The organism is Methylocystis sp. JAN1 (assembly GCF_052186135.1).
GTDB lineage: Bacteria > Pseudomonadota > Alphaproteobacteria > Rhizobiales > Beijerinckiaceae > Methylocystis.
Window position 1 is genome coordinate 3,201,300 of sequence record NZ_CP181499.1, and the last position, 12,414, is coordinate 3,213,713.

At 65.5% G+C, this 12,414-nt stretch carries 8 protein-coding genes; 3 read left to right on the top strand and 5 right to left on the bottom strand.

Annotated features, from left to right (window positions below):
- Positions 1–53 precede the first annotated feature (53 nt).
- Together pepN and ACNHKD_RS15295 are read left to right on the top strand one after the other, a co-directional pair.
- Positions 54–2,702: an aminopeptidase N gene (pepN, locus tag ACNHKD_RS15290; protein WP_442754340.1), complete on the top strand. Its 2,649-nt coding sequence runs from the start codon at positions 54–56 to the stop codon at positions 2,700–2,702.
- A gap of 134 nt (positions 2,703–2,836) precedes the next feature.
- The gene (locus tag ACNHKD_RS15295; protein WP_442754341.1) at positions 2,837–5,272 is read left to right on the top strand and encodes a PAS domain-containing sensor histidine kinase; all 2,436 of its coding nucleotides are present in this window, start codon (positions 2,837–2,839) and stop codon (positions 5,270–5,272) included.
- On the opposite strand, the gene ACNHKD_RS15300 is transcribed toward ACNHKD_RS15295, so the two are convergent.
- Together ACNHKD_RS15300 and ACNHKD_RS15305 are read right to left on the bottom strand one after the other, a co-directional pair.
- Positions 5,173–6,615, bottom strand: coding sequence for a sensor histidine kinase (locus ACNHKD_RS15300; protein WP_442754342.1), 1,443 nt, complete (start codon positions 6,613–6,615; stop codon positions 5,173–5,175). The genes ACNHKD_RS15295 and ACNHKD_RS15300 overlap by 100 nt on opposite strands.
- Positions 6,616–7,009: 394 nt before the next feature.
- Entirely contained in the window at positions 7,010–7,720 is a 711-nt protein-coding gene (locus ACNHKD_RS15305) for a hypothetical protein (protein WP_442754343.1), read from the bottom strand.
- 325 nt (positions 7,721–8,045) lie between these two features.
- Here ACNHKD_RS15305 and ACNHKD_RS15310 point away from each other — a divergent pair, with 325 nt between their 5' ends.
- Positions 8,046–8,516, top strand: a complete 471-nt coding sequence (locus ACNHKD_RS15310; RefSeq protein WP_442754345.1) for a hypothetical protein — start codon at positions 8,046–8,048, stop codon at positions 8,514–8,516.
- Positions 8,517–8,572: 56 nt separating this feature from the next.
- On the opposite strand, the gene ACNHKD_RS15315 is transcribed toward ACNHKD_RS15310, so the two are convergent.
- The 3 genes from ACNHKD_RS15315 to corA all read right to left on the bottom strand — a co-directional run bounded on the left by ACNHKD_RS15315 (position 8,573) and on the right by corA (position 12,408).
- Entirely contained in the window at positions 8,573–9,256 is a 684-nt protein-coding gene (locus ACNHKD_RS15315; protein WP_442754346.1) for a response regulator transcription factor, read from the bottom strand.
- 278 nt (positions 9,257–9,534) lie between these two features.
- Positions 9,535–11,043: a Do family serine endopeptidase gene (locus ACNHKD_RS15320; RefSeq protein ID WP_442754347.1), complete on the bottom strand. Its 1,509-nt coding sequence runs from the start codon at positions 11,041–11,043 to the stop codon at positions 9,535–9,537.
- A gap of 351 nt (positions 11,044–11,394) precedes the next feature.
- Positions 11,395–12,408, bottom strand: a complete 1,014-nt coding sequence (corA, locus tag ACNHKD_RS15325) for a magnesium/cobalt transporter CorA (protein WP_442754348.1) — start codon at positions 12,406–12,408, stop codon at positions 11,395–11,397.
- Between the last annotated feature and the right edge of the window lie 6 nt (positions 12,409–12,414).

Here is a 12,414-nt window from a genome sequence, read left to right on the forward strand (position 1 = left end):
GCCCCGCCTATATTTGACGGTTAAGAGATTCGTCCCGCCTTCCTGAGGATTTCATGCGCCATCCCGCCAATGTCGCCGTCCGCCTTGTCGATTACCGCCCTGCCGACTTCCTGATCGACGCCGTGGCGCTCGACATTTCCCTCGACCGGACCGCAACGAAGGTCGTCGCCACGCTCTCCCTGCGCCGCAATCCCAAAGGCGTCTCGGGGGCCCCCCTCTCCCTCGACGGCGACGACCTGACCTTGATCGGCGTCAAGCTGGACGGCAGAGCCCTCGACCCGCGCGAATATGCGGCGGCCCCGGACCGGCTGCTCCTGGAGACGGTCCCCGATGCGCCCTTCACGCTTGAAATCGAAACGCGAGTCAATCCGACGGCCAACACGCAGCTCTCGGGCCTTTACCGCTCGGGCTCGGCCTATTGCACGCAATGTGAGGCGGAAGGCTTCCGACGCATCACTTATTTCCTGGACCGGCCCGACGTGCTCAGCGTCTACACGACCCGGATCGAGGCGGACAAGGCCGAGGCGCCCATTCTGCTCTCGAACGGCAATCCCGGCGAAACCGGAGACCTTCCCGACGGCCGCCACTACGCGGTGTGGCGCGACCCCTTCCCGAAGCCCTCCTATCTCTTCGCGCTGGTCGGCGGCGATCTCGGCGTTGTGCGCGACGATTTCACGACCATGTCCGGCCGCGAGATTGCGCTCGCCATCTTCGTCGAGCACGGCAAGGAAGCGCGCGCCGCCTACGCCATGGACGCGCTGAAGCGCTCCATGAGATGGGACGAGGAGAAATTCGGCCGCGAATATGATCTCGACGTGTTCAACATCGTCGCCGTCTCCGACTTCAACATGGGCGCGATGGAGAATAAGGGCCTCAATATCTTCAACGATAAATATGTGCTGGCGTCGCCCGAAACGGCGACCGACGCCGACTATGCCGGCATCGAGGGCGTCATCGCGCATGAATATTTCCACAACTGGACCGGCAATCGCATCACCTGCCGCGACTGGTTCCAGCTCTGCCTGAAGGAAGGCCTCACCGTCTTCCGCGATCAGGAATTTTCCGCCGACATGCGCTCGCGCTCCGTCGAGCGCATCAGCGACGTGCGCGGCTTGCGTCTCGCCCAATTCCCGGAGGACGGCGGTCCGCTCGCCCATCCCGTGCGGCCCGAGATCTACCACGAGATCAATAACTTCTACACCGCGACCGTCTATGAGAAAGGCGCGGAGATCGTGCGGATGCTGCGCACGCTGATCGGCGAGGAGACCTTCCGCCGCGGCATGGATCTCTATTTCGAGCGCTTCGACGGCGCGGCGGCGACGGTCGAGGATTTTCTGGCCTGCTTCGCGGAAGTCTCGGGGCGCGACCTTTCGCATTTTGCGCTCTGGTACAGCCAGGCGGGAACGCCGGTCTTGTCCATGGCCGGCGCCTATGACGCGAACGCCAAGTCCTTTGCGCTGACGCTCCGCCAGGAGACGCTTCCTACGCCGGGCCAGAGCGAGAAAAAACCCGTCGTCATCCCCATCGCTTTCGCGCTTTTCGGAGAAAATGGCGAAAAGCTCGATCTCGCCAGTCCGGACGCGCGGCCGGACGAACTTGTGCGCGGCCTGATCGAACTCACGGACGCCGAGCGCAAGATCACCTTCACGAACGTCCCGTCGCGCCCGGTGGTCTCGGCGCTGCGCGGCTTCTCCGCGCCCGTGCGGCTGGAGCCGGCGCCCGCCAGCGCCGACCTCGAACGGCTGCTCGCCTGCGACGACGATCCGTTCAACCGCTGGCAGGCCGCGCAGAGCCTGGCCCTGCGCGCAATTTTCGCGCGGGTCGACGCGGCGAAGAACGGCGCGCCCCTTCCGCCCGCGCCCGGCTTCGTCGGCGCGCTGCGCGGCATTCTCGCGAGCGCCGACTCCGATCCGGCCTTCGCCGCGCAGGCGCTCTCTCTGCCCTCCGAAATCGATCTGGCGCGCGAGGCGGGGCGCGATGTCGATCCCGACGTGCTTTTCGCGGCGCGCATCGGCCTGCGCGACGAGATCGGCCGCGCTTTGGGCGCCGACGCCGAGGCGGTTTATGCGCGCCTCGCCGACGCTGGCCCCTACACGCCGGACGCGGCGAGCGCGGGACGGCGCGCGCTCAAGGCGGTGGCGCTCGACCTCGTCGCGGCAGGCGACCCGGCGAAAGGCTCGGCGCTCGCCCAGAGTCAATTCGCCGCGGCCGGCAATATGTCCGACCGCCTCGGCGCGCTGGGGCTGCTCGCCTTCCTGGGGGGCGACGCGCGCGAGGCGGCTTTCGACGATTTCTACGAGCGGTTCAAGGGCGACGCGCTGGTGCTTGACAAATGGTTCTCGCTGCAGGCGACGATACCAGAGCCCGAGACGACGGAGCGCGTCGTCAAGCTCATGTCGCATCCCGATTTTTCGCTCGCGAACCCCAACCGCGTTCGTGCGCTGGTCGGCGCCTTTTCCAACGCCAATCTCACTCGCTTCCACGCGCTCGACGGCTCCGGCTACGATCTTCTCACGCGGATCGTGCTCGAACTCGATCGGAAGAATCCACAGCTCGCCGCAAGGCTTCTGTCGGCCCTTCGCTCATGGCGCACATTGGAGCCGCGCCGGCGCGCGCTGGTCGAGGAGAGACTGCGTCATATTGTTGATCAGGAAGGGCTTTCGCCGGACACGAAGGACATCGCCACGCGCGCCCTCTCCTGAGGAGGGCGCCGCCGCGGGCGCTCGTTAATCTTTCATTAAGGTCTGGACAATTCGAGTCTGAGAGATTCGAATGAGGGTGATTCGGGCGTCTCCCGGGCCACTCGATAGATCGCCAGATTTTCGGAGATTTTTTTATGGCGCGCGTCACCGCAGCTCGTGCGATGAGTCACGCGGAAACGGTATGGGGCGCCTATCGCTTTAATGGCAACGGCGAAAAGGATCCGAGGGAAAGCCCGTGGCTGAAGCGGGCCGCCTTCATCGTTTCTGCGATTGGCCTTCTTTCGCTCGCGGCCTTCGCCATCGCGCTGACGACCGCCATGCAGGATCAGCTTGTCGAGGAGGCCACGGCCGACTTCGAGCTCTTCGCCCACGCCGTCTGGCACGACCTCCACGACAAGATCCAGGCCGACGCGCAGAAATCGCTGGGCGAGCCTCTGAGCAAGGTTCTCCCCGGCCGCGCGACGGCGCGCGGCCGGCGTATCCTCATCACGGACGACCACGGCCATGTCGCCGCGGCCTTTCCGCCGATCGACTCGAAAAACGCCACGCTTTCGGATGTGCTCGGCGCCGAGCAGGTTTTGACGGAGTTCGCGGACAAGGCCGGCGTGATGCGCGTCAAGCTTCCCGACGGAGCGCCTGCGCTCGCGACGGTTCAAAGGCTGCCTGCGCCTTACGGGCAAGTGGCGATGATCTATCCGCTCGACAATGTGCTCGGCGAGTGGCGGACCATCGCCGCGCAATTTGCGGTGGTCTTCGCCTTTACGACGTTGATGCTGCTCGCGGTCGTGTTCGCCTATTTCCGCCAGTCGCGGAAAAGACAGGCGGCGGAGCGGGTCAACGCCTATATTCGGACACGGCTCGACGCGGCGCTTTCGCGCGGCCGCTGCGGCCTGTGGGACTGGGATATTGCGCGCGGGCGCATCTACTGGTCCGACTCCATGTATGAGATGCTCGGGCTGCCGGCGAAGCGGCGCTGCCTCTCCTTTGGCGAGCTCAACGCGCTGCTGCATCCCGATGACGGCGATCTCTCGATGATCGCCGAAATGGCGTCCCGCACGAAGAGCGTCGACCATGAGTTCCGCGCCCGCCACGCCAACGGCCAGTGGATCTGGATCCGCGCCCGCGCCCAGCTTGTCGACGACGCTCAGGATGCAGGATTGCATTTGGTCGGCATCGCCGTCGACGTCTCCGAACAAAAGGCGCTCGCGCAGCATACCGCGACCGCCAATATGCGCCTGCGCGACGCGATCAACGCCATTTCCGAAGCCTTCGTCCTCTGGGACGCACAGAATCGCCTTGTCGTCTGCAACTCGAAATTCCTCGATCTCCACGGCCTCGCGACGGATGTCGCGGTTCCCGGCGCCGCCTATGGCGAGATCATGGCCCGACGCACAGCCTTCGTGCTGCAACAGGAAATCGTCTCGGCCGAAAGCCGCGCGGGAGACGCCCGCACATACGAGGCGCGCCTGTCCGACGGGCGTTGGCTGCAAATCAACGAGCGCCGCACGCGGGACGGCGGCTATGTCTCCGTCGGCGCCGACATCACGACTCTGAAGCGGCATCAGGAGCAGCTCATCGAGTCCGAGCGTCGTCTGACCGGCACCGTCGCGGATCTGACGCGTTCGCGTCAGACGCTCGAAATGCAGGCGCAGCAGCTCGCGACGCTCGCCGAGCAGTATCACCACCAGAAGGCCGAGGCGGAAGCGGCCTATCTCGCGAAGTCCGAATTCCTGGCCAATATGAGCCACGAGCTGCGCACGCCCCTGAACGCCATCATCGGCTTCACGGAGATGATGCTGGCGGAGCCCTTCGGCGCCCTCGGATCGCCGAAATACACCGAATATTGCAATAATGTCCGTCAGGGCGGGACCTATCTCAACGAGGTGATCTCCGACATTCTCGACATGTCGCGCCTCGAGGCCGGCCTCGTTCGCTTAACGGAGCGCGAGGTGAACGTCGCGGAAGCCGCGCGCCGCGCGGTGAGCGTCTGGCGCGCCCGCGCCGAGGAAAAGAAGATCACGCTCATCGTGGAAGTCGACGAGAAGCTGCGCTGCGTCGGCGATGAGGCGTTGATCATAAAGGCGCTCGGCGTCTTTCTTTCGAACAGCGTGAAATTCACCGAGGCCGGCGGCTTCGTGCGCCTGCGCGTGCGCCATCATGGCGCGGCCATCGCCTTCTTCGTCGAGGACACGGGCCAGGGCATCGATCCGCGCGCGCTGTCCAGGCTTGGACGCCCTTTCGAACAGAGCGCGAATGTGATGGAGAACGGCATGAAAGGCTCGGGGCTCGGCCTCGCCATCGCCCGCGCGCTCATCGACCTTCATGGCGGCGCGCTGCGCTTCCGCTCGCGGCTCGGCATGGGGACGGTGGCGATGATGCGGCTCGCCTGCGCCCATTGCGCCGGCACGAACGTCACGCCGCTCGTGGTGCGGCAGGTTGAGGCGCAGCAGCCGATCGCGAGAGGCCCCGCCTACGCCACGCGCTCGCGTGAGACCGCCGCGCGCGTCGCCGGCAGCGACAGCGCCACGCGCAACCCCGGCGCATTGTCCTCGATCCGCAGGGCCCCGTGATGCAGCCGGGCGACCGCCGAGGCCATTGACAGACCAAGTCCCGAGCCGGGCCGCGAGCGCGAATTTTCGAGCCGCACGAAACGCCCCACGACGCGCTCGCGATCCTGCGGCGCAATGCCAGGCCCGTGATCCGCGACGGTGATCTCAATGCGGTCGCCGACGCGCTTGGCGGAAACATCGACGCGCGGATTGTCGCCCGCCGTGCCGTATTTCAGCGCATTGTCGACGAGATTGACGACCGCCTGCCCGAGAAGCTCACGGCTGCCCGTCACGCAAAGGCCGGGCTCGGTCACGGCCTCCAGGCGAACCCCCTGCTCTTCCGCCACCGGCTCGTACATTTCCACAATGTCGCTCACCACGGCGTCGGCGTCGTAGGTCGTGAGATTGTCGCTCGAGTAGCAAGCCTCGGCGCGCGCGATCATCAGCAGCGCGTTGAAGACGCGGATGAGCCCGTCGGACTCCTCTATGACCGCGTTGAGCGCTTCGCGATGCTCGCCATTGTCGGACGCCCCGCGCAGCGCCGCCTCCGCGCGGTTGCGCAGGCGCGTGAGCGGCGTCTTCAGGTCATGGGCGATGTTGTCGGAGACCTCGCGCAGACCCGTCATCAGTTCGGAGATGCGCTCCAGCATGGCGTTGAAATTCTCGGCCAGACGGTCGAGTTCGTCGCCCGCGCCCGAAACGGCGAGACGTTCGTGCAGATCGCCCGCCATGATGCGCCGCGCCGAGGCGGACATGACGTCGACGCGCTCCAGCATGCGGTGCGCGACGAAAAGCCCGCCAAGCGCGCCGACCAGCGCGAGCCAGAAGAGCGACACGCCGAGCGCGCGGCGCAGAATGTCGCGCAGCACCTGATGGTCTTCGATGTCATGGCCGATAAGAAGCCGGAAGCCGCCGGGGATGAGAAAGAGCCGCAGCAGCGCCGGATGCTCCACGCCCGGCTCGCCGCGCCGCTGGTAAGGCGTCTCGACGAGTTGCGAGCCGCTGACCGGCACGCTCGTCGTCGGTTCGATGTTTCCCACAATCATTTCGCCGGAATGTGTGGTGAGCAGATAAAGCGAGCCGCCCGGCGCGCGCACGCGGCGCTCCAGCGCGTTGGTGAGCTGGTGGAGCCCGCCCTGCGCATATTGCTCGGAGAGCGCACGAATCTCGGCTTCGACCGTCTGCTCGATCTGCTCGTCCAGCACCTCCTTCACCCGTGCGCCGACGCGCGTCAGCACCAGCCCGGCGCCGATGGAGAAGAGGACGAGATAGGCAAGCGACAGCTTGAAGGCTGTCGTGCGAAAGAGCTTGCCCAACGATCCGAAGGAGACCTGGTTCACCCTGCTTTGCTTGGAAAACGACATACGGGATTCTTCCCCGGCCCGCGGCAGGCTTGTGAGCATGCAGCAACTCGACCGAGATATGGGGGGTCGATGCAAAATCCCAAAGCCGGCCTTTCGCTCGGGTTATATCATTCGACCCCGGCGGCGCGCGCCCGCCGGGGTTGCAGTGCTGATAATGTGGGGCTGGGTTTGCCGACAAACCGCCGAGAGCGGCCTCGTCCTTCGAGACGCGGGCTTCGCTCGCTCCTCAGGATGTGAGGCCTTGGCGTTGACGCGGAAGAAGGAAGCCCCTCATGCTGAGGGGCTCCGCAGGAGCCGTCTCGAAGCACGAGGGGCGCCAGCCCCACTTTATCAGCAGTCCGAGCCCGGCGCGCGAGACGCCGGGTTCGACTCCATCCGCGAGAGATTTCCGCCGCTATTTCAGGACAGGCTTGCCCGGAAGGCTCAGATTGCCGGACGCGACCTTGAAAACGTCGGCCACGCAGAGCAGCGGCGCATGGAGGTTTGCATTGACCTTGAGCCCGGCCGCCACCGCGTCGAAAGAGACGCTCTTCAAGCCGGCCAGCTTTGAGAGCGGAACGCGCACCTCCACCATGTCGCCCGAAAGCTTCGTCGGATAGTCCGGGCTGTCGATCAGGAGCGGCGCGCCCGGCCAGTTGTCGGGGAGTTTCGGCTTCGCGTCCTTCGGCACGTCGATCACCTTCAGGCCGCCGCCGCAGCTCTGGTCCTTCGCCAGCACGACCCAATGCGGATGCCAATGGTCGCGGTTTTTCCCCCCCTTCGCGCCGTCGTCGAAGTCCGGATGATAGGTGACGGCGAGAGCGACGATTCCCTGCCCCTTCTCGAAACCAACCTCTGCGCTGTCGAGCGAGGTCGGCCAGACATAGGCGTAGACATTCGATCCTTCGAACTTGCCCGTCGCCGCCGGCTTCTCCGCGCCGGCGTCGGCCCGCACGCGCATCTGAAAAATCGCGTAGTCCTTATCGATCGAGATCCGGCTCTCGACAATGTCGAAGGGCGCGGCGACCTTCGCGTCGCTGTTCGCCTTGATGTCGTCCGCGACGGCTGCGCCCGCGAAGCCGACCATCAACGCGGTCGCGAGGCTGCGCGCATTGCTGAGTTTCATGGCCCGGTCTCCTCCAGAGGTTGCCTGCAGCCCGGGAGTCGGGGATCCGCCCGCCGGACTGCGTCATCATGTGGAAAGAAACTAGTCTCGTTTCGGCGACTCTCTTAGATCCACATAAGAACGGCGTGATGGAGCCGAAGGCGCGCCAGATCGGGCGGGATCGCCTGAATGCAGGCGACGCGGTCTATTCTAAAAGTTCAGAGCGCGCTGCGCGCCAAAGCCGGTCCCACTTTCCGCAACGCGCTCTAACGCCCTTCCGCCCGCCACGGAACCATCCCGGCGCGATCCAAGTTCAGTTGAGAGGGGCCAGCCAGGTATCAAAGAGATGCGCAACAATTTGAAAAGCATGATCGCCGCGACGCTCTGCGGCGCAACCGCGTTCAGCGCCCTTCCGCCCGAGGCGCTCGCCGGACCCATGGGCGTCGCGCCGCCCGCCGTGGTCGGCCTGAACGCGCCGACGACGGAGGTTCACTACTACCGCCGCTACTGGGGCCATCGCCATTATGGCTACTGGCGGCCGTATCGCCATCACTGGCGCTACCGTCACTGGGGCTATTGGCGGCCCTATCATCGCCACTGGCGTTATCGCCACTGGGGCTATTGGCGGCCGTATTACCGCTATTACCGCTATCCTTATTACAGCTACGGCTACAACCCCGCCGGCTCGCTGTTCGCAGGCGCCGCGCTGGGCCTGATGGGCGCCGGCCTTGCCGCTGCGACCGCTCCGGCCTGGGGTTGGGGATGGGGCCCCGGCTGGGGATGGGGCCGCGGATGGGGATGGGGCGGCTGGTGGTGACCGCCTGACGCTGCTCGCCGGCGCGATTGATCGCTCGTCCGCGAGCGGAAATCGCGCTAACGCATCCCGTCCCTGATCATGTAACCCGCTCCGCGTATCGTATGCAGGAGCGGGTTTTCCCTGCCCTTGTCGATCTTCGAGCGCAACCGCGAAATATGCACGTCGATCACGTTTGTCTGCGGATCGAAGTGATAATCCCACACATTTTCGAGCAGCATGGTGCGCGTGACCACCTGGCCCGCGTTTTTCATAAGATATTCGAGCAGCCGAAACTCGCGCGGCTGCAGCACGATCTCCTGCCCGCCGACAGTCACCTTGTGCGACAGGCGATCGAGCTCCAGATCGCCGACGCGGTAATGGGTCTCCTCGCCGCGCGGGCCGACGCGGCGGCGCACCAGCGCCTCGACGCGGGCCAGAAGCTCGGAGAAGGCGTAGGGCTTGGGCAGATAGTCGTCTCCGCCGGCGCGTAGGCCCTTCACGCGGTCGTCGACCTGCCCGAGTGCGGAAAGGATGAGCACGGGCGTCTCCACCTTCTGCTCGCGCAGGCTGGAGATGAGCGACAGCCCGTCCATCTTCGGCAGCATGCGGTCGACGATCAGAACGTCGTAATCGCCCGCTTGCGCCGTCGCATAGCCTTCGAGCCCGTCCGCCGCGTGGTCGGCGACGTGACCCTGTTCGCGGAACGCCTTGACGAGATAATCGCTCGCCTCTTTGTCGTCTTCGATAATGAGTATGCGCATCCTCGCCATAATAACCGACCTTGCTGAAAAACGGCAGGCCGGCGCGAGGGGACGCGCCGGCCCGCCTGCGACAGGAGCCAGGAGGGGGCTGGCTAGACCCGTCGCTCTTCCTTGCGTGGGACCGCCTGCGGGCGGGTGCAGTTTCGCGGTCCACGTCGCAAGAAGCTCTTCCTTACGCGAACTCCCATCCGAAAAGCCTGCAACTTTTCGGGAGCGCGCTCTCTTTACCTAGCGCGAACTCCCATCCGAAAAGTCTTCAACTTTTCGGGAGCGCGCGCTTACCCTGCGCTTTGTTTCACCGGCACGGCGATGAACTTCGCGCCGTCGGCGGATTTTACCCGCAGCAGCACCGAGCGGCGGCCTTCCTTGCGGGCGCCGTCAATGGCGTTGGACAGGTCGGCCCGCGAACTCACAGGCTGGCCGCCGGCCTCGATGATGACGTCGCCCCGGCGCACGCCCTTCTGGGCCGCGGCGCCATTGGGGTCGATGTCGATCACGACGAGGCCTTCGCCGCCGGCGCCCCGCACCTCGGAGGCCGGCGCGACCTCGACGCCAAGGCTCGCAACGCTGGCGCGGCCCGCCGCGCCGCCGCCAAGGTCCTCGTCGTCGGCCCGCGCCTCCTTTTCCTCAGGCAGCTTGCCGAGCGTCAGTTTGGCGCTCTTTTCCGACCCGTTGCGGATATAGGTGAGATCGACGGACTTGTTCGGGCCCATGGCGGCGATCTTGCGCGCCAGCTCGCGCGGCGTCTCGATCTTCTCGCCATTGACCGCCGTGATGACGTCACCCGCCTTCAGGCCCGCGGCCTCGGCCGGCGCGCCCTTTTGCGGCTGCGCGATCAGCGCGCCCTTGGTCGATTTCAGCCCGAGGCTCTCCGCGATCTCCGGCGTGACCTGCTGGATCTTCACGCCAATCCAGCCGCGCGAGACAGCGCCCTTATCCTTCAGCGCGGCGACGACATCCTTGGCGACTTCCGCCGGAATAGCGAAGCCGATGCCGACCGAGCCGCCCGAGGGCGAGTAGATCGCGGTGTTGACGCCCACCACATTGCCGTGCGTGTCGAAGGCTGGGCCACCCGAATTGCCGCGGTTCACCGGCGCGTCTATCTGCAGGAAGTCGTCATAGGGGCCGGCGCCGATGTCGCGCCCGCGCGCCGAGACGATGCCCGCCGTGACCGAGCCGCCGAGGCCGAAAGGATTGCCGACGGCGACGACCCAATCGCCGACGCGCGGCTGGACGCTCGCCCATTCGACGTAAGGGAGCTTGTTCCCGTCGCTCACCTTCAGCAGGGCGAGGTCGGTGCGCTTGTCGGTGCCGATGACCTTGGCCGGAAGCGTGCGGCCGTCATCGAGCGCGACCTCGACATCGGTCGCATGTTCGACGACATGGTTGTTCGTGACCACGTAGCCGTCCGCGCTGATGATGAAGCCCGAACCCTGCGACATCGTCATGCGCTTTTGCGGCGTCTCGCCGAAGCGCTTGAAGAATTTATACATGGGATCGTCAGGCGAAAGCTCGCCCTGGCCTTCGAAGGGATTTTGCGACTCCTCGACGGACTTCACCTTGATGGCGACGACGGCGCCCTTCACGCGCTCGACGATATCGGCGAAGGAAGCGGGACCCGCGGCCGGGGCGAGAGAGACCGAAGGCGCTTCTGCGAAAGCCGGACCAACCGGCGCGACGGCGCCCATGCCAAAGGCAAGCGCGGCGGCCGCGCCCATCAGCGCGGCGCGCGAGGCGCGGCGGCGCGCCGGGATAGCGGGGCTGCGCTCGTAATTTAGATGACGCATTTAAAAACTCTCCATTTGCGCGACGATGGCTGGGAAGCTTGAGCTTGGGAGCCGCCACCGCCGCCTGCAGGATGAAGATGGAGGCTCGGCGCTTGCCGTCCAATGGCCGGCGGATGAAAGTTTCGTAAGGCGAAGCGGGGCTGCATCACCCAGGAAACCAGGCGCGCGCGTCCTTGCCTGTCTGTCTTGGAGAAAGCGGCTATTCGATCAAGTCGATCGTCGCGGCCCCGGGGCGCTTCGTCTCGCTCGCGACGACGAAACAACGTCGCTCTCTCCGCGCTCGGCCCGCGAAAGGGCGACAGTCGATCGCGGCGAGCCGGAAGACCTCCGGCCCTGCGAGATAAAGCCGCCTTACAGCCAGCCGGCTTTACGGAATCGCCAATATAAAACCGCGCAGATCGTGAACGTGACCCAGAGCACCGCGTAGTAGCCGTATTCCCATTTAAGCTCGGGCATGTGCTCGAAATTCATGCCGTAAATGCCCGCGATGGCCGTTGGCACGGCGAGGATCGCCGCCCAGGCCGCGAGACGGCGCGAGATGTTGGTCTGCAGCATCTGCGCGTTCATCAGGCTCGCTTCGAATGCGAAGGCGAGCGTCTCGCGCAGCGTGTCGATACGCTCCTGCGCGCGGCGCAGATGGTCGCGCACATCGCGAAAATGCGGGCGCATCACTGGATCGATGAAGACGATGTCGGTGCGCTCCAGTCGGCGGCAGACGTCGCCGAGCGGGACGACCGCGTTGCGCAGCCGCAACAGATCGCGCCGCAGCGTATAAAGCTGCTCGATCTCCTCCTGTCCCATCGTGATCGCCAACACATGATCTTCAATATCCTCGACCTGATCGTTGATGCAGTCGAGCACGGGAGAATAGTTGTCGACGATGAAGTCGAGGAGCGCGTAGACAATGAAGTCCTCGCCCTCCGACAGCCGCTGGGCGCGCGCCTCACAGCGGCTGCGAACCTGTGCATAGCTTTGCGAGGAACCATGGCGGACGGTCACCACATAGCCGGCGCCCACGAATAAATGCGTTTCGCCGAAAGCGACGCGCCCATCCTCCATCTGCGCCGTGCGCGCGACGATGAAGAGGCTGTCGTCGAATTCCTCCAGCTTGGGGAATTGATGAGCGTTGGCGGCGTCCTCGACGGCGAGCGGATGCAGCGAGAACTGTCGTCTCACCCGCTCCAGCAAATCGACGCCGGGCTCATAGAGCCCGATCCAGACGACATGGTCCGGGCGCTTCGCCCAGTCGCCGGCCTCGTCTATGTCGATGTCGGCGACCTTGACGCCCTTGCAATAGGCGGAGGCGTTGACCACGCCGGGGCGCTCCGCCGCAGCCTTCGCGTGGTTCGGCGCAGGGGCGTCCATCGTCGC